The organism is Croceicoccus sp. YJ47 (assembly GCF_016745095.1).
In the GTDB taxonomy this organism is placed as follows: domain Bacteria; phylum Pseudomonadota; class Alphaproteobacteria; order Sphingomonadales; family Sphingomonadaceae; genus Croceicoccus.
In genome coordinates this window covers 412,254-435,946 of sequence record NZ_CP067087.1, presented here as the reverse complement: position 1 = coordinate 435,946, position 23,693 = coordinate 412,254, and the positions used below count along the sequence as shown (strand labels likewise).

At 65.9% G+C, this 23,693-nt stretch carries 25 protein-coding genes and 1 tRNA gene; 12 read left to right on the top strand and 14 right to left on the bottom strand.

The genetic code is table 11. The features are described 5' to 3' along the window. Positions 1 to 63 precede the first annotated feature (63 nt). Both infC and pdeM read right to left on the bottom strand, forming a co-directional pair. Positions 64 to 582 (bottom strand): translation initiation factor IF-3, encoded by a 519-nt coding sequence (gene infC / locus JD971_RS01965; protein WP_202085596.1) that lies wholly within the window; start codon positions 580 to 582, stop codon positions 64 to 66. 213 nt (positions 583 to 795) lie between these two features. Beyond that, positions 796 to 1,542 carry a ligase-associated DNA damage response endonuclease PdeM gene (gene pdeM, locus JD971_RS01960; protein WP_202085595.1) on the bottom strand — a complete coding sequence of 249 codons (747 nt, stop codon included), beginning with the start codon at positions 1,540 to 1,542 and terminating at the stop codon, positions 796 to 798. Positions 1,543 to 1,587: 45 nt separating this feature from the next. Between pdeM and hemF the strand changes: the two genes are divergently transcribed. From hemF to JD971_RS01945, 3 genes are all read left to right on the top strand, one after another. Continuing rightward, a complete protein-coding gene (gene hemF, locus JD971_RS01955) occupies positions 1,588 to 2,460 on the top strand; it encodes an oxygen-dependent coproporphyrinogen oxidase (protein WP_202085594.1) in 873 nt (290 codons plus the stop codon). Positions 2,461 to 2,467: 7 nt separating this feature from the next. Continuing rightward, a complete protein-coding gene (locus tag JD971_RS01950) occupies positions 2,468 to 3,016 on the top strand; it encodes a pseudouridine synthase (RefSeq protein WP_202085593.1) in 549 nt (182 codons plus the stop codon). Positions 3,017 to 3,105: 89 nt separating this feature from the next. Next, positions 3,106 to 5,196, top strand: coding sequence for a bifunctional (p)ppGpp synthetase/guanosine-3',5'-bis(diphosphate) 3'-pyrophosphohydrolase (locus tag JD971_RS01945; protein WP_202085592.1), 2,091 nt, complete (start codon positions 3,106 to 3,108; stop codon positions 5,194 to 5,196). 4 nt (positions 5,197 to 5,200) lie between these two features. Here the strand turns inward: JD971_RS01945 and JD971_RS01940 are convergent, their stop codons facing one another. Genes JD971_RS01940 through JD971_RS01930 form a run of 3 tightly spaced genes read right to left on the bottom strand, consistent with a single transcriptional unit; the run spans position 5,201 to position 8,429 of the window. After that, on the bottom strand, positions 5,201 to 6,235 hold the full coding sequence (locus JD971_RS01940; protein ID WP_202085591.1) for a peptidylprolyl isomerase: 1,035 nt from the start codon (positions 6,233 to 6,235) through the stop codon (positions 5,201 to 5,203). 41 nt (positions 6,236 to 6,276) lie between these two features. Further along, the gene (locus JD971_RS01935; protein ID WP_202085590.1) at positions 6,277 to 6,708 is read right to left on the bottom strand and encodes a metallopeptidase family protein; all 432 of its coding nucleotides are present in this window, start codon (positions 6,706 to 6,708) and stop codon (positions 6,277 to 6,279) included. Beyond that, positions 6,705 to 8,429 carry a mechanosensitive ion channel family protein gene (locus JD971_RS01930; RefSeq protein ID WP_202085589.1) on the bottom strand — a complete coding sequence of 575 codons (1,725 nt, stop codon included), beginning with the start codon at positions 8,427 to 8,429 and terminating at the stop codon, positions 6,705 to 6,707. Before JD971_RS01930 ends, JD971_RS01935 begins: the two co-directional genes overlap by 4 nt. Positions 8,430 to 8,598: 169 nt before the next feature. Here JD971_RS01930 and JD971_RS01925 point away from each other — a divergent pair, with 169 nt between their 5' ends. Both JD971_RS01925 and JD971_RS01920 read left to right on the top strand, forming a co-directional pair. Beyond that, positions 8,599 to 10,635, top strand: a complete 2,037-nt coding sequence (locus JD971_RS01925) for a bifunctional diguanylate cyclase/phosphodiesterase (RefSeq protein WP_202085587.1) — start codon at positions 8,599 to 8,601, stop codon at positions 10,633 to 10,635. After that, positions 10,632 to 11,117: a BLUF domain-containing protein gene (locus tag JD971_RS01920; RefSeq protein WP_202085585.1), complete on the top strand. Its 486-nt coding sequence runs from the start codon at positions 10,632 to 10,634 to the stop codon at positions 11,115 to 11,117. The genes JD971_RS01925 and JD971_RS01920 overlap by 4 nt, the downstream gene beginning before the upstream one ends. Positions 11,118 to 11,135: 18 nt before the next feature. Here the strand turns inward: JD971_RS01920 and JD971_RS01915 are convergent, their stop codons facing one another. Beyond that, on the bottom strand, positions 11,136 to 11,867 hold the full coding sequence (locus JD971_RS01915; RefSeq protein WP_202085583.1) for a queuosine precursor transporter: 732 nt from the start codon (positions 11,865 to 11,867) through the stop codon (positions 11,136 to 11,138). A 139-nt stretch (positions 11,868 to 12,006) separates the two neighbouring features. Between JD971_RS01915 and JD971_RS01910 the strand changes: the two genes are divergently transcribed. Next, positions 12,007 to 12,082: transfer RNA gene (locus JD971_RS01910), tRNA-Val, on the top strand. 83 nt (positions 12,083 to 12,165) lie between these two features. Here the strand turns inward: JD971_RS01910 and JD971_RS01905 are convergent. Beyond that, positions 12,166 to 12,564, bottom strand: a complete 399-nt coding sequence (locus JD971_RS01905) for a TlpA disulfide reductase family protein (protein ID WP_236672217.1) — start codon at positions 12,562 to 12,564, stop codon at positions 12,166 to 12,168. A gap of 222 nt (positions 12,565 to 12,786) precedes the next feature. Here JD971_RS01905 and argH point away from each other — a divergent pair, with 222 nt between their 5' ends. From argH to JD971_RS01880, 5 genes are all read left to right on the top strand, one after another. Then, on the top strand, positions 12,787 to 14,169 hold the full coding sequence (gene argH, locus JD971_RS01900; RefSeq protein ID WP_202085581.1) for an argininosuccinate lyase: 1,383 nt from the start codon (positions 12,787 to 12,789) through the stop codon (positions 14,167 to 14,169). Then, positions 14,166 to 14,420 (top strand): hypothetical protein, encoded by a 255-nt coding sequence (locus JD971_RS01895; protein WP_202085579.1) that lies wholly within the window; start codon positions 14,166 to 14,168, stop codon positions 14,418 to 14,420. The genes argH and JD971_RS01895 overlap by 4 nt, the downstream gene beginning before the upstream one ends. A gap of 3 nt (positions 14,421 to 14,423) precedes the next feature. Next, entirely contained in the window at positions 14,424 to 15,683 is a 1,260-nt protein-coding gene (lysA, locus tag JD971_RS01890) for a diaminopimelate decarboxylase (RefSeq protein ID WP_202085578.1), read from the top strand. A gap of 16 nt (positions 15,684 to 15,699) precedes the next feature. Further along, complete coding sequence (locus JD971_RS01885; RefSeq protein WP_202085577.1) at positions 15,700 to 16,470, top strand: bifunctional precorrin-2 dehydrogenase/sirohydrochlorin ferrochelatase; 771 nt, start codon at positions 15,700 to 15,702, stop codon at positions 16,468 to 16,470. Positions 16,471 to 16,571: 101 nt separating this feature from the next. After that, positions 16,572 to 16,817: a hypothetical protein gene (locus JD971_RS01880; protein ID WP_202085576.1), complete on the top strand. Its 246-nt coding sequence runs from the start codon at positions 16,572 to 16,574 to the stop codon at positions 16,815 to 16,817. Between the two features lie 60 nt (positions 16,818 to 16,877). Here JD971_RS01880 and ruvX read toward each other — a convergent pair whose 3' ends face one another. The 7 genes from ruvX to pyrE form a co-directional block, all read right to left on the bottom strand. After that, the gene (gene ruvX / locus JD971_RS01875; protein WP_202085575.1) at positions 16,878 to 17,366 is read right to left on the bottom strand and encodes a Holliday junction resolvase RuvX; all 489 of its coding nucleotides are present in this window, start codon (positions 17,364 to 17,366) and stop codon (positions 16,878 to 16,880) included. Then, positions 17,363 to 18,511: a DUF3089 domain-containing protein gene (locus JD971_RS01870; RefSeq protein ID WP_202085574.1), complete on the bottom strand. Its 1,149-nt coding sequence runs from the start codon at positions 18,509 to 18,511 to the stop codon at positions 17,363 to 17,365. Before JD971_RS01870 ends, ruvX begins: the two co-directional genes overlap by 4 nt. Positions 18,512 to 18,514: 3 nt before the next feature. Continuing rightward, complete coding sequence (locus JD971_RS01865) at positions 18,515 to 19,594, bottom strand: AI-2E family transporter (RefSeq protein ID WP_202085573.1); 1,080 nt, start codon at positions 19,592 to 19,594, stop codon at positions 18,515 to 18,517. A gap of 60 nt (positions 19,595 to 19,654) precedes the next feature. Then, on the bottom strand, positions 19,655 to 20,569 hold the full coding sequence (lepB, locus tag JD971_RS01860; RefSeq protein WP_371809691.1) for a signal peptidase I: 915 nt from the start codon (positions 20,567 to 20,569) through the stop codon (positions 19,655 to 19,657). Continuing rightward, a complete protein-coding gene (gene acpS, locus JD971_RS01855; RefSeq protein ID WP_202085572.1) occupies positions 20,566 to 20,994 on the bottom strand; it encodes a holo-ACP synthase in 429 nt (142 codons plus the stop codon). Before acpS ends, lepB begins: the two co-directional genes overlap by 4 nt. A 64-nt stretch (positions 20,995 to 21,058) precedes the next feature. Then, positions 21,059 to 21,808 (bottom strand): pyridoxine 5'-phosphate synthase, encoded by a 750-nt coding sequence (locus JD971_RS01850; protein WP_202085570.1) that lies wholly within the window; start codon positions 21,806 to 21,808, stop codon positions 21,059 to 21,061. Beyond that, positions 21,805 to 22,386 (bottom strand): orotate phosphoribosyltransferase, encoded by a 582-nt coding sequence (pyrE, locus tag JD971_RS01845; protein WP_202085569.1) that lies wholly within the window; start codon positions 22,384 to 22,386, stop codon positions 21,805 to 21,807. The genes JD971_RS01850 and pyrE overlap by 4 nt, the downstream gene beginning before the upstream one ends. A gap of 250 nt (positions 22,387 to 22,636) precedes the next feature. Here pyrE and coxB point away from each other — a divergent pair, with 250 nt between their 5' ends. Continuing rightward, complete coding sequence (gene coxB, locus JD971_RS01840; protein WP_202087240.1) at positions 22,637 to 23,692, top strand: cytochrome c oxidase subunit II; 1,056 nt, start codon at positions 22,637 to 22,639, stop codon at positions 23,690 to 23,692. Position 23,693 lies beyond the last annotated feature (1 nt).

Below are 23,693 nucleotides of genomic sequence, written 5' to 3'. Positions count from 1 at the left end.
CACGAAAAATGCCGCCCGGATCGTCTCCGGACGGCATCGTGATCGTCGCAATCGTGCGGGCGCTTATTTCGGCGCCAGCACCATCAGCATCTGTCGCCCTTCGAGGCGGGGGAACGCCTCCACCTTGGCGATTTCGCGAACATCGTCCTGCACCCGCTTCAACAGGTCCATGCCGAGTTCCTGGTGCGCCATTTCGCGCCCGCGGAAACGCAGCGTCAGTTTCACCTTGTCGCCGTTTTCCAGGAACTTGTTCACGTTGCGCATCTTCACATCGTAATCGTGATCGTCGATGTTCGGGCGCATCTTGATTTCTTTAAGCTCCTGCGTCTTCTGCGTCTTGCGCTGCGCATTGGCTTTCTTCTGCGCCTCGTACCGGAACTTGCCGACATCGAGGAACTTGCACACCGGCGGGTCTGCGTTCGGAGAGACCTCAACAAGGTCCAGCCCCGTCTCAGCCGCGCGCTCGATCGCTTCGCGCGTGTACATGACCCCCAGGTTTTCGCCCTCGTCGTCGATGACCCGAACCTTGTCGGACTGAATCATGGTGTTGTATCGCGGGCCGCTCTTGACCGGCGGTTGCAATGATCGGCGAGGGGGACGTGCTATGGGGCCTTCTCCTGAGGTGGCTTATTAGAAAAAACGGGCGGCCGTCCGCAGAATCGCGAAAGACCGATTAGAGGCGCGCTCTTATCCCAGAATCGCGCCTTTGTGAACTCGCTTACGCACCAAGTGGCCCGCAGGTTCCTTCACTCGCGAAAGAGATGGGGATGAAACGCCCGTTTCGCAAGGGCGCAATCACGCCGCCTGCCACAAGGGAAAGCGCAGCAACCGCCCCGCCGCGGGCACCATTGCCGTAATATGCCGCGCCGGTTGCATGGCATGGACGATCGCCGCATCGCCCGCATCCATCCCCGCCGTCAACGTGCCAAATGCGGGAAGGATCATACGCGCGCCAGTGCCCGTGCCCGTTTCGTCGCCGTCGTTCGCGCCATCGCCGATCACGGCACAGGGCCGGACGATGCGGCGCCCCTTCACCATGATCTGCAATCGGGGGTGGAAATGGCCGGACAATTCGGGCCGGGTTTCGCCCGCCTTCGCCTGATGGCGCAGCACGATGCCGCCGGTTTCCAGTTCCTCGACCTGCGTGCCGCCGGGGGCGTCGGCCTCCCGGCGGCGGTGATGCGCGGGGGCGAGGTAATCCTTCGCATCGTGATTGCCGGTGATCCAGACCCAGTCCACCGCCCGCGTCAGCGCGTCGAGCATGCCGCGTGCATGCGCCTCCAGCCGGCCCGGCCCGCCCGCATCGTGGAAATTGTCGCCCAGCGTGAAGACCCGCCGCGCGCCCGTGCTGCGGATCGCGGCGGCCACCCGTTCGAGCGTTTCGCGGCTGTCATACGGCGGCAGCATCTGTCCGGTGCGCGCGTAAAAGCTCGCCTTTTCAAGATGCAGGTCCGCCACCAGCAACGCATCCTCGCGCGGCCAGTAGAGCGCGCGGCCATCGACGATGCGCCATTCCTGATCTGCGAACGAAAGGGGAACCATGCGAAGCCTATTGCCGCAGCCGCGCCGCTTTGGCAAGCGCGGGCCATGACCGAACCGAAAACCGACTGGACCGCCGAAACCGCCGCCGCGAGGGAGTGGTTCGAACAGCTGCGAACGCGCATCTGCCAAAGTTTCGAGGCGATCGAGCGAGAAGCCGGCAGCGACGCCGCGTTCGAATATACCCCCTGGACCCGCGAACCGGACGAGGGGGAGACCGACGGCGGCGGCGGAACGCGCGGGGTGATGAAGGGGAAGATCTTCGAAAAGGTCGGCGTGAACGTGTCGACCGTGCATGGCCGGTTCAAGCCGGAATTCGCCGCCACCATCAACGGCGCCAGCGCCGAACATCCGCAATTCACCGCCACTGGCATCAGCCTCGTCGCGCACATGGCGAACCCGCACGTGCCGGCGGTGCACATGAACACCCGCTTCCTCACGACGCAGGCGGCATGGTTCGGCGGCGGCGGCGATCTCAACCCGCCGATCCCGTATGAGGAAGATACCGCGCAGTTCCACGAGGCCTTCCGCAAGGCGTGCGAAGGTCATGACGATGCGTATTATCCCCGGTTCAAGAAATGGGCCGACGATTATTTCTTCATCCCGCACCGGGGCGTGCACCGCGGCGTGGGGGGCATATTCTACGACCATCTGGAATGCGCGGACGAGAGGCAGTTCGCCGACAATTTCGCCTTCACCCGCGACGTGGGGGAGGCGTTCCTGGCGTCCTTTCCCGACATCGTGCGGCGCCGCATGGACCATGAATGGGATGACGCGGACTATGCCCGCATGCTCGAATGGCGGGGGCGCTATGCCGAATTCAATCTGGTGCATGACCGGGGCACGCTGTTCGGGCTGAAGACCGGGGGGAATATCGACGCCATATTGATGAGCCTGCCCCCGCTCGCGGCGTGGAATTGACCGCGGCGTGGCGCGGCTGATCCTGCTCAACAAGCCGTTCGGCGTGCAATCGCAGTTCAGCGGCGGGGCGGGCGGCGATGCGCGCGACACGCTTGCGTCCTTCGTCGATGTGCCCGGCGTCTATCCCGCCGGGCGGCTGGACAAGGATAGCGAGGGGTTGCTGCTGCTCACCGACGATGGGCGGCTGCAATCGCGCATCGCGGAGCCGCGCTACAAATTGCCCAAGACCTATTGGGCGCAGGTCGAGGGCGAGCCGGACGATGCCGCGCTCGAACGCCTGCGCCGCGGGGTCGCGTTGAAGGATGGCACGACCCGGCCCGCACGCGCCGAACGCATGGACCCGCCCGCGATATGGGAGCGCGTGCCCCCCGTGCGGTTTCGCAAGACCGTGCCCGACCGCTGGATCGCGCTCACCATTGCGGAGGGGCGCAATCGCCAGGTGCGGCGCATGACGGCGGCGGTGGGGCATCCGACGCTGCGGCTGGTGCGCTGGCAGGTGGGGGAATGGACGCTGGACGGGCTCGCACCCGGGCAATGGCGCGAGATCGCGGTTTAGGGCGCCGCCGGGCGGCCGAGGCGCATGCGTGGTAAATATATGGCGAATGCGATTGCAATGCGCGCAATAATCCGCACATCCTGTTTTCGATGCTGCGCCAATACGAACTTGTCGAACGTGTAAAATCCTACGATCCCGATGCGGACGAGGCGATGCTCAACCGCGCCTATGTCTATACCGTGCAGAAACACGGCACGCAGAAGCGCGCATCGGGCGACCCGTATTTCAGCCATCCGGTCGAGGTCGCGGGCCTGATGACCGACCTCAAGCTCGATCAGGAAACGATCGTCACCGCGCTGCTCCACGACACGGTGGAGGACACGCTGGCCACCATCGACGACATAGAGCGCAATTTCGGCGCCGATGTCGCGCGGCTCGTCGATGGCGTGACGAAGCTGTCGAAGATCGAGCAGATGGCCGAGAACGAGCGCGCGGCCGAAAACCTGCGCAAGTTCCTCCTCGCGATGAGCGAGGATCTGCGCGTGCTGCTGGTGAAGCTTGCCGACCGGCTGCACAATATGCGCACGCTGCACTTCATCTCCAAACCGGAGAAACGCCGCCGCATCGCGCGCGAGACGATGGATATATACGCGCCGCTGGCGGAGCGGGTCGGCATGTACGAATACATGCGCGAGATGCAACTGCTCGCCTTCGAACAGCTCGAGCCCGAAGCCTATGGCACGATCACCGGCCGCCTCGCACAGATCCGCAGCCAGGAGGGCGGGCAGGTCGACGACATCGCCTGGGCGATCAAGCAGGCGCTGGCCGAGGCGGGGCTCAATGTCGAGGTGTCGGGCCGGGAAAAACACCCCTATTCCATCTGGAAGAAGATGGCCGAACGCCATGTGAGTTTCGAACAGATCACCGACATCATGGCGTTTCGCGTCATCACCGACACGGCGGAGGATTGTTACCGCGCTTTGGGCGTGCTGCACCGCACCTGGTCGATGATTCCGGGCCGGTTCAAGGATTACATCTCGACACCGAAATCGAACGGCTACCGTTCGCTTCATACCGCGCTGGTGTTCGAAAATTCGATGCGGATGGAGGTGCAGATCCGCACCGGAGAAATGCATCGCACCAATGAATTCGGCCTCGCCGCGCACTGGGCGTACAAGCAGGGCGGGGCGACGCCCGACGGGCAGGTCGGCTGGCTGCGCGACCTTATCGAGATTCTCGACACGGCGCAGGATGCGGAAGAGCTGCTCGAACATGCGAAGCTGGCGATGTACCAGGATCGCATCTTCGCCTTCACGCCCAAGGGTGCGCTGTATCAGCTTCCGAAGGGGGCAACGCCGGTGGATTTCGCCTTTGCCGTGCATACCGATCTTGGCGGGACGGCGGTGGGCGCGAAGATCAACGGGCGCCACATGCCGCTGCGCACGCCGCTGTCGAACGGCGACATTGTGGAAATCATCAAGGGCCACGATACCGAGCCGCAGCTCCACTGGCTGAGCTTTGTCGTGACCGGCAAGGCGCGCGCCGCGATCCGCCGTTCGGTGCGGATGAAGGAGCGGGACGAGATGGTCCGCATCGGCGGCGAAATCTACGATTCGGTCGTGGCCCGCCTCCCGCAGAAGATCGGGACGAAGGCGCGCAATGCCGCGCTCAAACGGCTCGACATGGCGGATGAGACGGCGATGCTGCTCGCCATCGGCGAAGCGCGGTTGAGCGAGAGGGAATTGATGGAGGCGCTCGTCCCCGGAAGCGCCGCGGACCTGCCCGACGACAGCTTCTGGCATTCGCCGGAACGCGCGGTGCGTGTGCGCGGATTGAAGAAAGGGACGGCGTTCGAGCTTTCGACATGCTGCCATCCGGTGCCGGGCGACCGCATCGTCGGGCTGCGGGCGGGGAAAACGGTATGCGTCCACGCGATCGACTGCCTCGAACTTGCGAAAAACACGTCGGAGCAATGGATCGACCTGCAATGGGACCCGACCACCGACGGCGCGACCGGGCGGTTGAAGGTCATGCTCTACAACCGCATGGGCACGCTCTCCGAAATGACCGGATTGTTCAGCGCGCACCACGCCAATATCGCCAATCTTTCGCTGCAATCGCGCGACGAGCTTTTCGGCAATTACGAGGTGGACATCGAGGTGCGCGACCTCGCCCACCTCACCCGCATCGTCAGCGCATTGCGCGCCAGCGATGCGGTGGCGCAGGCCGAGCGGGTCTGACGGGCTAGTCCACCGGGCGGATCGGCACCTGCACGTTGCAGACGTCGACCCCGCCTGCGCCATATTGATAAAAGCTGTCATCGCGATTGGCCCGCACGTGGAGATAGCGCGCGAAGCTGTCGCTTGCCGTGTCGAGATATTCGAAGGCGGGCCGCTCGCCCGGCGGCAATTCGCGCGCCAGCCGGACAGACACGATAGGCGTATGGCGCGCCTCGTCGGCGTAGACGCCTGCCGGCCCCTTGCCGCGCGGCAGGGTGGAGAGGTGCTCCATCCCCGCGATCACCCGCCCGACGAGCGCGATGTTGCGGTCGAGCTGGCGCGGGGCGTGGCCGATCACGGTGTAGAGTTCGGCCCCCGTGCCGGTGTCGGGCGTGAGGTCGCGCGCCACCCCGATCATGCCGTAACAATGAGTGGGCCATGCGCCGTCCGCATCCATCGCCACGGGCCAGCCGCGATAGAAACCGGTCGTCGGCGCATAGGGATCGGCGCCATATGCCTGTATTCCAGGCGCCGGTTCCATGGCGACCGGCGGCGGCGTGCCATCACGCACCGGCACTGCGGCAAGCCGGGCCCGCCGGATCGCCTGCGACCGCAGCATTTCGCCGACCGCGCGATAGCCTTCGCTGTCGCCCGCCACCACGTAGTCGCGTTCGGGCACCGCGACGATGCCATCGGGCAGCGGCTTGGGATCGGCGCGCTCGTCCTCCCCATCGCCCCATTGCGTGACCCAGTTGTCGACCACGCGATAGACGCTCGTCCCGTCCCACCAGTGATCGCGCGCCAGCAGGCGGACATTTCCGACCCAGCCTTGCGAGAACGGTTCGGGCAGCAATTGCATCACGATACGCCGCTCTTCCCCTTGCGCATCGGGGGCGAGCGTCATGACGAGCAGGTCGTCGTCCGCGATGCGCCGCCATTCGCTCTCGGGCGCGGCGTCGGCGATGGCGCCGGGGGTGGGGCGGGTGTCGCCATCCTGCGCGGCGATGGCGGGCGCGGCGAGAGAGGCGAGCAGGGCGAGCGGCAGGACATGGCGTTTCATGGCCGCGATAATGCCCGCCCCGCACCGAAACGCAAGCGGTCCTATCCCTCTGCCGTGTCCAGGTCCGCCGCGTCTTCCAATGCGTGCATATCGTCGTCCGACAATCCGAAGTGATGGCCGATTTCGTGGATCACGACATGCGCGACGAGATGTTCGAGCGTTTCATCCCCCCGCTCCGCCCATTCGTCGAGGATCGGGCGGCGAAACAGCCGGACCCGGTCGGGCATCGTGCCCGAATGCTCGATGCTCTTGTCGGAAAGGGGGATGCCCTCGTAAATGCCGGTGAGTTCGAACGGTTCGTCGAGGCCGACGCTCCGGAGCGTTTCGTCGTCGGCGAAATCCTCGATGCTGAGGACGATCCCCTCGCAATGGACGGCGAAGGCGGGGGGTAGCGCGGCGAGCGCGCGGCGGGCCATGGCCTCCATCTCCTGTGCCGTGGGGGCGTGGCCGATGGTGCGTTTGCCACGTGTCATTGCGCGGGGTCCCCGTTCCCGGCCGCATTTTCGTCCATGCGGACCTCGCGCTCGCGTGGGAGGAAGGCGGGCGCCGGCTCTGCGCCCGCTGCGGCGTCCATCCGCGCCGCCATGCGCAGCATGTGTTCGCGCAGACGGCACAGCATGTCCCACCCGGTCGACGGGTCGGTCGCCCGCACGATCATGCGCACCACCATGGCCCGGTCGGTGTGGTCGACCACCTGCAATTTCGCCTCTTCGGGAGAGATCGCATCATCGTCGTCCGCGACGAATTTCGCGAATTCCTCGCGCAGCTTCGCAATGTCGGCACGATGGTCGAGATGCAGCCGCGCCACCTCCATCAAGTAGGGATCGGTCTTGGTCCAGTTCTCGAAGCTGGATTGCACGAATTCGCCCACAGGGACGAGCACGCGCCGCTCGTCCCAGGTGCGCAGACGCAGATGGGTAAAGCCGATCTTTTCGACATAGGACCAGCTGCCGTCGTATTTCACGGCATCGCCGATGCGCGCCGTTTTTGAAAAGGCGATCTGAAGCGAGGCCATCACGTCGGAAAGCATGGTGCGCGCGGCAAAGGCGAGGATCAGCGTGAGGAAACCCGCCGATGCGACCAGCGAAAAGCCGAGCGTTTCGGTCAGGTTCGTCTGAATGAGGACGACCCCGATCGCGACGAGGAGGAGGATGACGATCACGATGCGCCGCACCGCCGACAGCGTGGTATAATAATTGCGGTCGCGCTCTGCCTCCGGCTCGCTGATGTCGTCGATCTGGTTCTGCGCGACGGTGTCGAGAATGCCTTCGATCACGGCGAGGAAAATGGACGCGATGGCCAGCACGATGGCGAGAATCTGCACCGGATCGAGAATGGCGGCGATCGGCCCCGAAAAGGTGAAGAACAATTGCCGCATCACCGCGAACGTCCCGGCAAAGGCAAACAGCGCGACCGGCGTGCGCACCGCGTCGAGCACGCCGACGATCCATTTGTCGCCATAGCGGTCGGAGAGCGTACGGAGCGCCCGCCAGGTCAGCGCAGCGGCCAGGAACGCCACGGCGATGACGAACGGCAACGCGATTACCTCCCACCATAGCAGGGTCCAGAACGCAGGCTGGCGCAACATGTCGGGCAGGGCCTGCTCGAACGCGGTGGGACCGTATCGTTCGTAAAGCTGCGACAGGTTCTGTACCGTCTGTCCCGCGATGAGCCAGCGCGGATCGCCATCGCCGGCGCGGTAGCGGGCGATGCGGACGGTGACGGCGCGCGTCGGCATGTCGATCCGGCCGAGCCGGATGTCGCGGCGCGGCACCCCGGCCATGGGATTCTTGCTCGAACTCGTATCGTCGAGCGCGTCGGGACGGTCCGGCAATGCGTCCCAGTCAAGCGTCATCGCCCGGCCGAGCACGGCGTGAAACTGCCGGGCGAGCCGTGGCCCGGCGCGGGCCTGCTGGTCCGGCGGGAGGAAACCCAAATCGAGCGCATGGGCCGCAGCGGTCCAGTCCTCGCGCTCCGCCGCGTCGTGAAAGCTTTCCATAGTGGCCTGCGGCGTATCGTAATACCCCGGCGGTTCCCCCGGAAGGCCGGCATTGATCGCATCGCGTTCGTAGACGGGCGGCCCGTCCCCCGATTGCGCACCCGCCACCCCGCCCAGCAGCGCAAGCGCCAATACGCAAAGGCCGAGCGCCACAAGAGCGCGGCGGATCGCGGGGAGGGAAGCGGTCATCATCATCGTAAAGCCCTACCGCGACAGGGGTACGGGCGTCAAAGCACGTCGGAGATTCCCGCTTGGCCCGCGGTCACGCGCCGCTCTGCCATAGGATGCGGTTAACCCGTTCTTATCGGCTTTGCGTGCATATCCGGTCCGATAATGTCGTGTTCGTTCGCGTGGGAGCAGGATCATGCAGGTCGCGGCCTATTTCATGCAGGACCATAATCTGTGGCTGGTTTTCCTGGCCCTGCTGATGTGCGTGCTTGGCTCCCTCACCTTCGTGCGGTTGAGCCATCGGACCTTTACAGAGCAGGGACCGGCGCGGTTTTACTGGGCGCTGCTTGCCGCGACGACGGGCGGCATGGTGTACTGGTCCACCCATTTCATCGCCATGCTGGGATATGATCCCGGGACACCCGTGACCTTCGATGCGACATTGACGATCGCGTCCGCGCTGACCGCGATTCTGGGCACCTATGTGGGGCTGCTGGTCGCGATGCATCGCAGTGCATGGATTGCGGGTGTGATCGGCGGGGCCATTGTGGGCCTGTCCATCGCGGCCATGCATTGGGTGGGCATGCTCGCCTATCGCGTGGACGGGATCGTGCGGTGGTTGCCGGGCTGGGTTGCGCTCGCGGCCGGGATGTCGATGGTGTTGTTCACCGCGGCGATCTGTTTGATAAGGACGAAAGCGGGACAGGCGCATGCGATGCGGCCGGTCGCGATCCTGACCGTCGCGGTTTTCGGCCTGCATTTCGCCGGGATGGTGGGCTTTACCGTGACGCCGTCCGTGGGCCGGGCCGCAAGGGTGACGGGCGAGCCGTTCCCGGCGATGGCGGTGGTCATCGCGCTCGCTGCGCTTCTCATCATGTTGATCGGCATATCGGCGCATTTCGTCGAGCGTCACGGGCAGATTGCCCGTGCGAACCTGCGTCATCTCGCCCTTCATGACGACCTTACGAAGATCATCAATCGACGCGGATTCGGCAATGCCGTGGCAAAACATTGCCGGATGGCCGGGGCGGGGGAGGAAAGCTTCGCGCTGATCCTGATCGATCTCGACAGGTTCAAACCGGTCAACGATACGCTGGGGCATCGGACCGGGGACGAGGTTCTGCGCCGCGTGGCCAGGAGAATCGGCGCGGCGGTGCGTCCCGGCGATCTGATCGCGCGGGTGGGCGGCGACGAATTCGCCGTGATCGCGCCCGGTATCGATTACAGCGCGGATGCGGATGCGCTGGCCGCCCGGATCGGCGAACTGCTGCGGCGGCCCTATGTCATCGACGGCAATGTGGCCGAAACCGGGGCCAGCATCGGCGTCGCGCTGGCCCCGTTGAACGCCGACGATCCGGAACGGCTGGTGCAATGTGCCGACATCGCGCTTTACGCGGTGAAGAAGGAAGGGCGCGGCAGGCATTGTCTGTTCGATGCGGAGCTGGGCGAGCGGATGGAGCGCCGCCGTGCCATCGCCGCCGATCTGCGCCGCGCCTGTCTGCGCGACGAATTCACGCTGGTCTATCAACCGATCACCCATGCCGCGACGGGCCGCATCATCGGTGCGGAGGCGTTGCTGCGCTGGCACAGCGAAGAGCGCGGCGACATGGCGCCGTCGGAATTCATCCCGATTGCGGAGGAGTTGGGCCTGATCTCGCGCATCGGGGCCAGCGTGCTCAATCGGGCATGCTGCGATGCCATGTCGTGGGACAGCGACATCACCCTGTCCGTCAACCTGTCGCCGGTACAGCTGCTCGATCCCCGCCTCCCGCAGATGGTGGCGCGCGCGCTTGCGCATGCGGGGCTGGACCCCTCGCGGCTGGAGCTTGAAATCACCGAAACCGCACTCATTGAAAATGACGAGATCGCCATGCGCATTCTCAACCGGATCAGCGGGATCGGCGTGCGTATCGCCCTCGACGATTTCGGCTGCGGCTATTCCTCGCTGAGCTATCTGCATCGCTTTCCGATCGACCGGATCAAGATCGACCAGTCGTTCATTCAAAGCCTGCCCGACGATCTGCAGAGCATGTCGATCGTCAAATCGCTGATCCAGCTCGGCACCAGCCTGGAGATGAGCGTGACCGCCGAGGGGATCGAGACGCGCGCGCAGCATGATTTCATGACCGCGCAGGGATGCGAATGCCTGCAAGGCTTCCTCATCAGCCATCCGCTCGATTGCGATGCCTTCATCGACCTGCTCCGCGCGGGCAAGGACAGGACCGCCGCATGAGCCCGCCGTCCCCCGACATGCTGTGCCGGCTTCTCTATACCAGCACGGCGGCGCCCGGCGATCAGGCCGGCGAAACCATGGTGCGCGAGATCGTCGGCGGGGCCAGCTACCGCAACCGGCAAAGCGGGGTGAGCGGCGGCCTGCTGTTCGACGGGACCAAGTTCGTGCAGGTGCTGGAGGGACCGGCGGCCAGCGTGGAGAGCCTGTTCGAGAGTATCTGCCGCGATCTGCGCCATGTCGACGTCAATCTCATCGATTTCAGCCCGGTCGATGTGCGAATGTTCGGCGAATGGCGAATGGCGTTCGTCGGGCCGGACCATGAAATCATGAAGGACATGGAGAACGACAGCGACGAAATCGCTTTCCTCCTCGGCGTCAACGCACGCAAGGCGGTGGAGCAGCTGCGCGCGCTGTTCGAGCAGGGCGACGAACGATGCGAAGGCGGCGGGACGACCGACGAACCGCGCACCGCCGCCGCGTGATGCGGACGCCCGACCGGTTCAGCCGCCCTTCGCGAAGGGTGAGAAATCGGTCGTTTCGTCGTAGACGTCGACCGCCTCTGCGCGTTTGAGCGCGCCGATCACGCGATAGGTCACAGGGGTCAGCAATGCCTCCCACCCCGTCTTGATCGCCCATTGCGACACGACCGCCTGCGCGATGAGCTCCGGCGGGAAGCCCGGCACGCCGAGAAACGCGACCGGATAGAAGATCAGGCTGTCCAGCCCTTGCCCCACGACGGTCGATCCGATGATCCGCATCCACAGATGGCGCCCCTGCATCCGGCTCTTCATCTTTGCAAGGACGTAGGAATTGGCGAATTCCCCGACCCAGAATGCCACGATGGAGGCCGCCACGATGCGCCAGGTATTGCCGAACACGAATTCGTAGGCGTCCTGCCCCTCCCACCCTTCCATCGGCGGCAGGGAGACGACCGCCCATGCCATGAACGCCATGAACAAAAGCGCCGCAAACCCCGTCCAGATGACCCGCCGCGCCCGGGCATAGCCGTATACCTCGGTCAGGACGTCACCGATGATATAGCTGACCGGAAAGAAGAGAACGCCCGCGCCGAACACCCATTGCGTGCCGCCGGGCAAGGTGATGTAGCTAAGTTTCGATGCGCCGATGACATTGGACAGCAGCACGATCATGACGAAAGCCGCCATGACGAGATCGTAGAAGCGAAAATGCCCGACCCGGGCGGCATCGATCCTGTGCGGGGCGTCGTTCATGCCCCGTGGCTAGCGCGTTTCGCGGGTTGCGCAAAGCCCGTTGCGGATGCGCGGCGCGCACAGGGGCGCATGGCGAACGCCGCCAAGTTCCACTTGACCGCCGGGCAAAACCCGCTAAATCCGCGCGCTCCGACGGATCGGGCGGTTAGCTCAGCTGGTAGAGCATCTCGTTTACACCGAGAGGGTCGGGGGTTCGAGCCCCTCACCGCCCACCATCGTTTGCAGGCCCTGCGACTGGCGCTGCCACCATGCGAATCGGCGCCCGCGGCGTCGCGCGACGGGCCCATCGGCCGCACGCTCAATCGAACAATTGCGCAGCTTCCCCGCCGGACCAGTCATATCCGCCGACCACGCGCCAGATTTCGCGCCCGTCGCTGCCGTAGTACACCGTCGTCGGCAACACCCCCGTGCCATAGGCGAAGCCGAGCGCGTTTTCCGGATCGAGCCAGGGGCGTAGCATCGTGAATTTACGCTGATCGAAGAAGGCCGCGACCTTGTCCGCCCCGTCCAGATCCTGCGACACGGTGAGCACGGCAAGCTCCCCCTCGCGTGCCTTTGCCAGATCGTCGAGCATCGGCATTTCGAGGACGCAGGGCGCGCACCATGTCGCCCACAGGTTGACGAGCACCGGCTGACCCGAAAATTCATCGAGACTGCGCGTCGTGCCGTCCGCCAGCGTCAGCACCGCCTCGGGCATCGGCTCGCCCGCGTGGCTGCGGTCGATCTCGCCCGTCAGGACGGCATCGTCCCCATCGCCCTTTGCTTGCGAAGCGGCGGTCTCTTGCCTATCGCACCCGGCAATCGCAAAGCTGCCGGCCGCAAGGTCGCTGCGGCGGCAACGGACAGGACTGGGCGGAATTTCATGGGCAAGGGCAAGGCAGGCTCCGACGACAAGGCGAATGGCGGGCAGGCAAATCAGATGTGGGGCGGACGCTTTGCCGAGGGGCCGTCCGCGATCATGCGCGAGATAAATGCCTCCATCCCCTTCGACAAGGTGTTGTGGCGGCAGGACATCGCCGCATCGAAGGCGCATGTCGCCATGCTCGCCGCGCAAGGGATCGTGACGGACGCCGACGCCCGCACCATCGCCGACGGGCTGGACACCATCGCGGGCGAATATGAACGCGATGGCGTGCCCGAAAACTGGGATCTTGAAGACATCCACATGGTGACCGAGGATCGCCTGTCGCAAATCGTCGGCGCGGCGGCGGGGCGGCTTCACACCGCGCGCAGCCGCAACGACCAGGTCGCGACTGATTTCAAGCTCTGGGTGCGCGACACGATCGACCAGACCGATGCCGCGCTCGCCGCGCTGCAACGCGCGTTGGTGACCCGCGCGGGCGAACATGCGGACAGCATCCTGCCCGGTTTTACCCATCTGCAAACGGCGCAGCCGGTGACGCTGGGCCATCATCTCATGGCCTATTACGAGATGTTCCGCCGCGACCGTTCGCGCTTTGCCGATGCGCGGGTGCGGTTGAACGAATGTCCGCTCGGCTCCGCGGCGCTGGTAGGCACCGGCTTTCCCATCGACCGGGATCGGACCGCGCGCGAACTCGGTTTCGACCGGCCCACGGACAACAGCCTCGATGCCGTGTCGGATCGCGATTTCGCGCTCGATTACCTGTCGGCAGCGGCGCAGACCTCGCTGCACCTCTCCCGCCTTGCCGAAGAATTGATCCTGTGGGCGAGCCAGCCGTTCGGTTTTGTGCGGATTACCGATTCGCTGTCGACCGGAAGCTCGATCATGCCGCAGAAGAAAAACCCCGACGCGGCCGAGCTGATTCGCGGGCATGCGGGGCGCATCACCGGATGCCTCATGCAATTGAGCATGACGATGAAGGGGCTCCCGCTGGCCTATTCGAAGGACATGCAGGACGACAAGCCCCCGGTGTTCGAGGCGGCTTCGCTCCTCGCCCTGTCGGTGGCGGCGATGACGGGGATGATTGCGGAATCCACCTTCAACACCGCCCGCATGCGGCAGGCGGCGGAAATGGGCTTTGCCACCGCCACCGATCTTGCCGACTGGCTCGTGCGGGAGGCGGACATCCCGTTCCGCGAGGCGCACCACATCACCGGCGCCGCGGTGAAGCTCGCCGAGGGGAAGGGCGTGGCGCTCGACGATCTCACCCTCGCGCAGTTGCAGGACATCGACCCGCGCATCGACGAACGCGTGTATACCGCGCTTTCGGTCGAGGCGTCGGTCGCGGCGCGGAGCAGCCACGGCGGTACCGCCCCGGCGCAGGTCCGCGCGCGGGTCGCCGATGCGCGGCGCGTGCTGAACATGGGGGACGGGGCATGAGCGGGCGGCGCATCGTCCATCTCGGCGTCGCGGCGGCGGCCATCCTTACCGCCGGCTGCGCGCAACGGACCGATCTGGAGCCCTTGCCCGGCAACACGCTTCCGCCCGCCGCCTATGGCGAGGCGACGCGCCCCACGGTTGAGGAATTGCTCGAACGTTCGCCGCAGGCTGCGCCCGAACGCAATGTCGAACTGCGCACGCAGTCCGAACCGCGCGAACCCGACCCTTTCGACCTGCCGCCGGAGCGTTAGACCATGGACCATTTCTCCCGCCGCGACGGCGTGCTGCATGCCGAGGACGTGCCTCTGACGCGCATCGCCGAAGAGGTCGGCACCCCCGTCTATGTCTATTCGCAGGCCACGCTGTCCCGCCATGCGCGTGTTTTCCGCGAGGCGCTTGCGATTCTGCCCGACGTGCATTGCGCCTTTGCGGTGAAGTCGAACCCGAATCTCGCCGTGCTCCGCGTGCTCCGCGCAGAGGGGTTCGGCGCCGATGTCGTGTCGGCGGGCGAGATGCGGCGCGCGCTCGCGGCGGGCATGGCGTACGGGGACATCGTGTTTTCGGGCGTCGGCAAGACCGATGACGAACTGGCCGAGGCGCTCGATGCCGGGATCGGACAGTTCAACCTGGAATCGGAGGAAGAGGGCGACGCGCTCGCGAAAATCGCCGCGGCACGGGGGGTGCAGGCGCAATGTGCGCTGCGCGTCAATCCCGATGTCGAGGCCGGCACGCATGAGAAGATCTCCACCGGCAAGGCGGAGAACAAGTTCGGCGTGCCCTATGACCGGGCGGCGGCGATTTTCGACCGGCTCGCGGGGCGGGACGGCCTCGCCATGCGCGGGCTGGCCGTGCATATCGGGAGCCAGCTTGCCAGCCTCGACCCGCTGGAGGCGGCGTTCGCACGCATGGGTGCGCTCATGGAGGCGATCCGTGCGGAGGGGCACGCCGTGACCCACATGGATCTGGGCGGCGGTGTCGGCGTGCCCTATCGCGAAGGGGAACGCTTTCCCTCGCCGCAGGATTATGCCGCAATGGTCGCGCGCGTGACGAAGGATTGGGGCGTGCGCCTCATGTTCGAGCCGGGCCGCGTGATTTCGGGCAATTCGGGCATTCTCGTCACCCGCGTCGTCCGGGTGAAGCAGGGGGTGTCGCATCCCTTTGTCGTGGTCGATGCGGCGATGAACGATCTTGCCCGCCCCGCCATGTACGATGCCTGGCACGATTTCGTCGCCGTGACCGATCGCGGCGACACGATGGTCGCGAATATCGTCGGCCCGATTTGCGAGAGCAGCGACACCTTCGCCATGGGCCGTGACATCGCCGCGGTGGAAACGGGCGACCTCGCGGCGTTCCGCACCGCCGGTGCCTATGGCGCGACGATGGCGAACACCTACAACAGCCGCCCGCTGGTGCCCGAGGTGCTGGTCTCGGGCGATCGCTATGCCGTTGTCGCGGACCGGATCGAACCGGCGGAAATCCTCGCCGCCGAACGCGTGCCGCACTGGCTCGCATGATGGGCTGCGTCCGCTGATGCAATCGCTGCCGCTGTTTCACCGTGTCGCGGGACAGAAGATCGTCGTGCTGGGCGAGGGGGAGGCCGCGGCGGCGAAGCGGCGGCTGATCGAGCGGGCCGGCGGGATCTGCGTCGGCGAGCCGGAGGCGCATCACGCAAGGCTCGCCTTCATCGCGATCGACGATGCGCGCGAGGGTGAGGCGGCGGCGATCCGCATGCGGTGCCGCGGCCTTCTGGTGAATGTCACCGACCGTACGGCCTTGTGCGAATTTACCGTGCCCTCGATCCTCGACCGCGATCCGGTGCTGGTCGCGGTGGGCACCGGCGGGGCGTCGGCGGGGCTGGCAAAGATGCTGCGTCTGCGGCTCGAACGGCTGCTCCCGCCGGGGCTGGGCCGGCTGGCGCAGGCGCTCGGCATGGCGCGCGAGGCGATCCGGGCGCGCTATCCGCAGGGGGCGGACCGGCGCCGCGCGCTCGACATCGCGCTGGGCGAGGGGGGCGCACTCGATCCGCTGACCGAACATGGGGCCGGGGTGGTGGACGACTGGCTGGTAAGCGATGCGGACACCATGCGGGAGGGGCGCTATGCCATTGCGCTGCGCTCCGCCGATCCGGACGACCTCACCCTGCGGGAGGCGAGACTGCTGGGCAGCGCCGATTATGTCGTTCACGCCCCCGGCGTACCCGCAGCGATCCTGAACCGTGCGCGCGCCGATGCCGTCCGTGTGCCGGTGGCGGAAAGCGATACGACCGGCGACGGGGTCATCGTCGCGATACACGGGCCCTGAGGCGGCGCGTCTCCGCAATTTGGCAAAATTATGGCAGGCGCCGGGAACGATCGACCCGATGCGCCCGTTTTGCATCCGATAGCTACGTAAGGGATATCGAGATGAAGAAATTCGCCATGGTTTTTGCCGCCGGAACGCTGGCACTGGGCTTGTCTGCCTGCGACGTGGATCAGACCGAGGAAGGCGAACTGCCGGAGGTGAATGTCGAGGGTGGCAACATGCCCGAATATGACGTCGAGGCGCCCGACGTGAACATCGATACCGAGGAACGCACGGTTGAAGTGCCCGTCATCGACGTGGACACCCCCGATGCCGAGGGCGAACCGGCGACCGACCCTTCGGAATAAGGGTTTTTCGAGAATGAGAAGCGGGCCGCGGACCTATCGTCCGGCGGCCCGTTTTTCTATTCAGCCATCCTCGTCGAAGGCGAAGCCCCCGCTGCCGAGCGCGTCGATCGCGCCTTGAAGGATGATCGCGGCGGCGTGGCTGTCGATCCGGGTCGCGCGGCGGGCGCGGCTGAAATCCTGTTCGATGAGCGCGCGTTCGGCGCCCACGGTGGACAGCCTTTCATCCCAGAGCAGAACCGGCAACCCGAACGCCTCGACGAGATTGCGGGCGAGGGCGCGGCTGGCCTGCGCGCGCGATCCCTCGCTCCCGTCCATGTTGCGGGGCAGTCCCACGACGAAACCGGCGACCCGCCGTTCGCGTACCGTCGCCGCGATCACGTCGCGCAGCGCGCCGAACTTGCCACGCGGATGCGTCTTTCCCGCCGTGGCGAAATGCCATCCCGCGTCGCACGTGGCGAGCCCGACGGTTTTCGTGCCGGGATCGATGCCGATCAGCACGCCGCCATCGGGGAGCGCGGCATCGAATTCGCGAACTTTCTCGGTAATCATCGCCCGCCCACGACAGGCGATGACGCCCCGCCCTGCGCCGCATTCCAAGCCGATACGCGGGCCGCAACATCGCGGCGCAGATTGGCCCAGAACAGCGGAATGTCGTAAACATGGTAATTGTTGCCCGGCAGCACCGCATTGCCGAGATCGGGCGGATCGCCGATGAGCAGAATACCGCGCGGATCGCAGCGCGCCGGCACCGCCTCCTCGACCAGTCGCCCGCTCGTGAAATCGGCATTGGGAACCAGCGTGCCGAGGTTCGCACTGGCCGGTGCGGCGCCGCCGATCCCGCCGGTGAGGGGGTTGGAGCACAACAGCTCCGTCTCCGCATTGGGGAGGCCATTAAGGCCCAGCCCGGCGGAATAGGAGCGCAACAGGCGATCCGGATCGGCGGGTTCGGCAAAGCTCGACCAGCTCATCACGCAGCCCGATTGCCGCGCATCGCCGCAGGCGGGAAGCCCGAGCGCGGGCAGATCGTTCGCCACCGAAATCGGCCAGCCGATGATATAGGCGGCGGCGATCCGGTCGGCGACGGGGGTGCCGGCGATCCGTTCGCGCAACAATCGCCGGAGGTGCAGCGCGCCTTGGCTATGTCCCGCCAGCACGATGGGCAGCGCCGGATCCGCCTCCTCCACGAACTGCGCAAAGGCCTGCTCCACATCGCGATAGGCGGCGTCGATCGCGCGCTGCGCCTCCGGCCGGTCGGTGAGGAACGCGCCCACCGCCGCCTGGCGATAACGCGGGGCCCAGATCTGCTCCGCCCGGTTAAATGGGCTGGCCATGCCGCGCACGAACAGATCGGCCCGTTGCCGCGACGCCGCATCGTCGAGCGGCGCATTCCATGCGGTGTTTTCGACAAAGCTGGTCGGGTGGACGAAGAACACCGCCGCCGCCATGCGCCCGTCGGTTTCGGTAAACCCGTCGGGGAGCCAGCGTGCGGGATCGTTGCCGTCCATGCCCGGGCGGCTGATCCACATGGCGCCATCGGCATAGGCATTGTCGGGCAGGGCATCCTGCTCCGCAAACGCGGTGTCGGGGACGAAGGCGAATTCGGTCAGATCGTCCGCGAAATAGGACAGGGCCAGCCCGCCAGCGATGATGAGGACGATGAGAATCGCGATGACATACAGGAACTTGCGCGCCATTGTTCAGCCCCGCGCGGCCAACGGATGATCCTCTCCCGCATGGTCGGAGCGGTGTTCGAGCATCGTCTTGATCATCGCGACGAGCGGGTCGGCCAGCGCCAGCCCCAGAATGCCAAACAGGATGCCGAGGATCAACTGCATCGCGAGCACCAGCGCCGGGGCGAGATCGACCGTCTTCTTCGCGATCATCGGCACCACGATATAGCCATCGAACGTCTGCACCACGGCATAGACGCCGAGCGCGTAGAGCGCCATGTCCGTCCCCCCCGAAAGCCCGACAAGGACCATCAGCACGCCCGAAATCACCGCGCCAATGTTGGGAATGAACGCGAGCAGCCCGGTGATGAGGCCAAGCAGCGAGGCCATCGGCACCCCATACACGCCCAGCGCGATGCCGGTAAGGACGCCTTCGAAAACCATGCCGACCACCCGGCCGAACAGCAGGCGGCGCATCGCGAACGCCATTTTTTCCATCATTTCGAGGAAGCTGCCGCGCCGCCGGTCGGGGAGCAGCCACGCAAGCCCGCGTTCGTAAAGCCGCGGTTCCGCCGCGAAATAGATGCCGAGGATCAGGATCAGGAAAAACGTGGTCAATCCGCCGACCACCCCGCCGATCATGCTCGTCACCTTGCCGATGCCGCCCACGCCCTGCTGCACGATGGTCTGCATGTCGGGGGCGATCGTGATGCCCTGCGATTCGAGCCAGCTCATGACCGTCGCGACCTGCCGGCGGATGAGGTCGGGGAACTGCGCCGCCTCCGACGCGAATTGCGTGCCGGCAAAGAACAGCAGCCAGGCCAGGAACGCCGTCGCCGCGATGAGCACGAGCGCCACGCGCCAGCCGCGCCCAATGGGCAACGCCCGGCCCACGAGCCGCGCGCCGCCGTCGATCAACGCGGCAAAGACGAGCCCGCCGAATATGACCAGCAAAGCCTGCGACATGTAGAGGCACAGGCCGAAGATCGCCGCGACGCCGAGCCACACCATCGCCCGGCGCGCCTCGAACCGGAGGCGGGGGTCGGCGATGGTGGAGGGGCTGTGTCCCTCGGGGATCGCGTCTTCGATATGCGGCTCATCGGTCATTGACGCGGTTTAACGCAATGAAATGCCTTTACAAGCGTGGTGTCCGCCCGTCGCCGCGGATCAGCGTGCGGCGAGGTGCGCTTCCCCGGCACGTTGCGCCGGGCGGATCGGCGGGCGCAGAGTGCCGAGGGCACGCCCATCGCGCAGCGCGCCGAACCAGGACAGCGGGTTCCACCCCTCGCTCCCGTCGAGCGAGAAGGTCACGAATTCGGCCCGGCCCCCGATGTCGGACAGCGGCACCGGCCCGCCAAGCCCGACGCCCGGCAGCGTTTCGCGGCTGTCGGCGCTATGGTCCCGATTGTCGCCCATGAGAAAGACATGGCCTGCCGGAATCGTGATCTCGGGCCGGTTGTCGAGCTTCTGGCTGATGTGGTCGACGATCAGATAGGACGCGCCATTGGGCAAAGTCTCGCGATAAGTCGGCAGTTCGTAGACCGAGCGCCCGCTCGGCAAACGGGTGCGATAGGGTGCGAAGGCGGCAAGGCACGGCACGCCATTGCATGTCTGGGCATCGTCGGCGTCGATCTGCACCGGCGGTTCGGCGTCCTGCGCGATCATCCGGCCGTTGAGCACGATGCGCCCGTCGCGAATGGCGATGCGGTCGCCGGGCAGGGCGACGACCCGCTTGATCCAGTCTTCCTTGGCGTGCGGCGGGCTGACGATGACGATATCGCCATATTCCGGCGTCCGGCCCAGCACGCGCATGTCGGACCGGGGAAGCGCATGGAACGAGGCCGACACCCACGACCAGCCATAGGGATATTTGCTCACCACCAGCCGGTCGCCGACGAGAAGGTTCGGCATCATCGAGATCGACGGAATGTAGAACGGTTTCGCCACCAGCGAGTGAAAGCCGATCACCGCGAGCAGCATCAGGGCCAGCCCTGTGATCTCCCGCCGCCAGTCGACCGGCTCGTCCTTTTCGAAGGCGACCGGCGCCTGCGGGGCGGGGGGCGGCATCGTGCTCTCGCTCACGCGCGGGTGTCCTGCGCGGTGGCGGGCGTGGGCAGCGCCTCGATAATGACGAAGGCCTGCGCCCAGGGATGGTCGTCGGTCATGGTAAGATGCACTTTCGCCTCGTGTCCCGGCGGGACCATGTCGGCAAGCCGGGCCGCCGCCCCGCCCGAAAGCGCGAGCGTCGGCGCGCCCGACGGCGCGTTCACCACGCCGATATCCTTCATGAAGACGCCGCGGCGAAAGCCGGTCCCCACGGCCTTGGAAAAGGCCTCCTTTGCTGCGAACCGCTTGGCATAGGTGCAGGCCTGCGTATGGGGGCGCCGCGCGGCCTTGGCCCGCTCAACCTCGGTGAACACGCGATTCTCGAACCGCTGCCCGAACCGGGAAAGCGAATTGGCGATGCGGTCGATATTGCAAAGGTCGGAACCCATCCCGATGATCATGGCAAGCGGTCTAGCGGCAAAACCATGACGGTGGAACGGACAAGTTGCACGGTTCGGCGCGCGTCTACCTCGCCTCGTCCATGAGCGTGCGCATGCGCCGCACCGCATTTTCCAGCCCCACGAACACCGCCTCGCCAATGAGATAATGCCCGATATTGAGCTCCGCGAGCTGCGGAATGGCGGCGACCGGCATCACGTTTTCATAGGTCAGCCCGTGGCCGGCATGGGGCTCGATCCCGTTCTTGGCGGCAAGCGCGGCCATGTCGGCCAGCCGTTTCAGTTCGACCGCGCGCGCATCGCCCGTCGCATGGGCATATTCGCCGGTGTGAAACTCGACGACCGGCGCGCCGAGCCGCATCGCCGCCTCGATCTGGCGCTCCTCCGGCTCGATGAAAAGGCTGACGCGGATGCCCGCATCGGCGAGGCGCGCACAGATGGGCGCAAGCCGGTTGTGCTGCCCCGCGGCGTCGAGCCCGCCTTCGGTCGTGCGCTCTTCGCGCTTTTCGGGAACGATGCAGGCCGCGTGGGGCGCATGGCGCAAGGCGATGGCGAGCATCTCCTCCGTCGCCGCCATTTCAAGGTTCAGCGGAAGGTCGGTCGCATCCTGTATCCGGCGCAGATCGGCATCGCGAATGTGGCGGCGATCCTCCCGCAGATGGGCGGTGATGCCGTCGCCGCCGACCGAAGCGACGATCTGCGCCGCACGGACCGGGTCGGGATGGTCGCCGCCGCGCGCATTGCGGATGGTCGCGACATGGTCAATATTGACGCCGAGCCGCAGCGGACGCGCCTGTGTCGGGCTGCGCCCGGTCATGCTTTCCGGCTCCCCGGCTTCGTCACGGGAATCGCGGCGAGTTCCGGGGGAACTTCATCCGGCGCGTAGGTGGGAAAGCGGATTTCGACGAGCGGCACGAAGGGAATGTCGAACGCGGTGTCGCCGCCCGAACGGTCGACCAGGCTGGCGAGCGCGATGACCTCGCCGCCTTCGTCCTCGACCGCCTTGATCGCCTCCCGGCTGGAGAGGCCGGTGGTCACGACGTCCTCCACCATCAGGATTTTTTCGCCGGGTGCGATGTCGAACCCGCGGCGCAGTTCGAACGTGCCGGTCGGCCGTTCGACGAACACCGCGTCCCGGCCCAGCGCGCGGCCCATTTCCTGCCCGATGATGATGCCGCCCATCGCGGGCGACACGACCTTGTCGATACGCGCGCGCAGGTCGCGCGGAAGCTTCGCGGCGAGCGCGGCGGCAAGGCGCGCGGCCCGGTCCGGATTCATCAAAACGCGCGCGCATTGCAGGTAATGCGCGCTATGTCGTCCCGACGAAAGCTTGAAATGCCCTTCTAGCAGGGCGCCCGCGGCGCGAAATTCGGCAAGGATGCTGGTCTCGTTCATGGGTTCCGTCTGCCTTGATCCCGGTGCGGCGGGGGCATGGCCCGGCGTGCCTGCGCCGCGGCCCATGCGCCCCGCCTCGATAAAAATATCCCCTAGAGGTGCTTGAGACAGGCCGCAAGCGCGCGTATAGGCTGGCTCGCAAGTGGAGGCGAAACGTGCCATAATGTCGGTTGACGGCATGGTCCGTCACGACGAAGCACTTCGCGAACCTTAGGATTCAGGCAGGAAAGCGAGCGAACTGGTGAGCAACATGCGCCGCGCGGCTGACAAGATTAAGACGGCGGGATTCGGTCTCGCCATGGGTGTGGCATTTCTGCCGCAAACCGTGCTGGCCGCAATTGCGCCTGCCCAACCTGACGTCATCGAAAACGCGCTTACCGCGGTTCCGGCGGCTGCGCCCGTTGCCGAGGCGGCGCTAGCCGGCTCGTACACGCCCATGGCTCCGACGCCGGGCAAGGGCATGCCGATCGACGGCGCCATCGGGTTCCAGGACCAATATTCGCCGATCGGTGAATATGGCCTGTGGATGCACAATGCGATCCTGATGCCGGTGATCGTCATCGTGTCGCTGCTCGTGCTGTTCCTGATGCTGTGGGTGATGGTGAAATATCGCCGCGCCGCGAACCCGACGCCGTCGAAGACCGCGCACAACACCGTGGTCGAGGTGATCTGGACGCTGCTCCCCGTGCTGATCCTGCTCGGCATCGCGGTCCCCTCGATCGACCTGCTTGCCAAGCAATATGAGACGGCACCCGAAGATGCCCTGACCGTGAAGGTTACGGGGTATCAGTGGTACTGGGGCTATACCTATCCCGATTACGGCGATTTCGAGGTGATCTCGAACATGATGGACGAGGACGAGGCCATCGCCAATGGCGAGCCGCCGCAGCTCGCCGTGGACAATCGCCTGGTTGTGCCGGTGGGCGAGCCCATCCGGATCCAGACGATCGGTGCGGACGTCATCCACTCCTTCGCCGTGCCTTCGCTGTGGTTTAAGCTCGACGCGGTTCCGGGCCGCCTCAATGAGAAGATGCTGATCGTCGAAGAGCCGGGCGTCTATTACGGACAATGCATGGAGCTTTGCGGCGCGCGTCACGGCTACATGCCGATCGCGGTCGAGGCTCTCCCCCGTGCGCAGTTCGAGCAATGGGTGCTGACGCAGCCGGGCGGCACGCTGGGCGACGAACCGTCCGACGTGACCGAGATTCCCGGCATTCAGCAGCCCGAGTCCGCAATTCCCGGGGCGGCCGGTGCCCGCAACCCCGCTCCCGAAGGCGCCGCCGCCACCGCGGCCCCGACCGTCTAAG

Coding starts and splice junctions, on each gene's coding strand:
- pdeM (WP_202085595.1), bottom strand. CDS start 1,542: ATGGTTCCCCTTTCGTTCGCAGATCAGGAATGGCGCATCGTCGATGGC.
- hemF (WP_202085594.1), top strand. CDS start 1,588: ATGACCGAACCGAAAACCGACTGGACCGCCGAAACCGCCGCCGCGAGG.
- JD971_RS01945 (WP_202085592.1), top strand. CDS start 3,106: ATGCTGCGCCAATACGAACTTGTCGAACGTGTAAAATCCTACGATCCC.
- JD971_RS01940 (WP_202085591.1), bottom strand. CDS start 6,235: ATGAAACGCCATGTCCTGCCGCTCGCCCTGCTCGCCTCTCTCGCCGCG.
- JD971_RS01935 (WP_202085590.1), bottom strand. CDS start 6,708: ATGACACGTGGCAAACGCACCATCGGCCACGCCCCCACGGCACAGGAG.
- JD971_RS01930 (WP_202085589.1), bottom strand. CDS start 8,429: ATGATGATGACCGCTTCCCTCCCCGCGATCCGCCGCGCTCTTGTGGCG.
- JD971_RS01925 (WP_202085587.1), top strand. CDS start 8,599: ATGCAGGTCGCGGCCTATTTCATGCAGGACCATAATCTGTGGCTGGTT.
- JD971_RS01920 (WP_202085585.1), top strand. CDS start 10,632: ATGAGCCCGCCGTCCCCCGACATGCTGTGCCGGCTTCTCTATACCAGC.
- JD971_RS01915 (WP_202085583.1), bottom strand. CDS start 11,867: ATGAACGACGCCCCGCACAGGATCGATGCCGCCCGGGTCGGGCATTTT.
- JD971_RS01905 (WP_236672217.1), bottom strand. CDS start 12,564: ATGCCCGAGGCGGTGCTGACGCTGGCGGACGGCACGACGCGCAGTCTC.
- argH (WP_202085581.1), top strand. CDS start 12,787: ATGTGGGGCGGACGCTTTGCCGAGGGGCCGTCCGCGATCATGCGCGAG.
- JD971_RS01895 (WP_202085579.1), top strand. CDS start 14,166: ATGAGCGGGCGGCGCATCGTCCATCTCGGCGTCGCGGCGGCGGCCATC.
- lysA (WP_202085578.1), top strand. CDS start 14,424: ATGGACCATTTCTCCCGCCGCGACGGCGTGCTGCATGCCGAGGACGTG.
- JD971_RS01885 (WP_202085577.1), top strand. CDS start 15,700: ATGCAATCGCTGCCGCTGTTTCACCGTGTCGCGGGACAGAAGATCGTC.
- JD971_RS01880 (WP_202085576.1), top strand. CDS start 16,572: ATGAAGAAATTCGCCATGGTTTTTGCCGCCGGAACGCTGGCACTGGGC.
- ruvX (WP_202085575.1), bottom strand. CDS start 17,366: ATGATTACCGAGAAAGTTCGCGAATTCGATGCCGCGCTCCCCGATGGC.
- JD971_RS01870 (WP_202085574.1), bottom strand. CDS start 18,511: ATGGCGCGCAAGTTCCTGTATGTCATCGCGATTCTCATCGTCCTCATC.
- JD971_RS01865 (WP_202085573.1), bottom strand. CDS start 19,594: ATGACCGATGAGCCGCATATCGAAGACGCGATCCCCGAGGGACACAGC.
- acpS (WP_202085572.1), bottom strand. CDS start 20,994: ATGATCATCGGGATGGGTTCCGACCTTTGCAATATCGACCGCATCGCC.
- JD971_RS01850 (WP_202085570.1), bottom strand. CDS start 21,808: ATGACCGGGCGCAGCCCGACACAGGCGCGTCCGCTGCGGCTCGGCGTC.
- pyrE (WP_202085569.1), bottom strand. CDS start 22,386: ATGAACGAGACCAGCATCCTTGCCGAATTTCGCGCCGCGGGCGCCCTG.
- coxB (WP_202087240.1), top strand. CDS start 22,637: ATGCGCCGCGCGGCTGACAAGATTAAGACGGCGGGATTCGGTCTCGCC.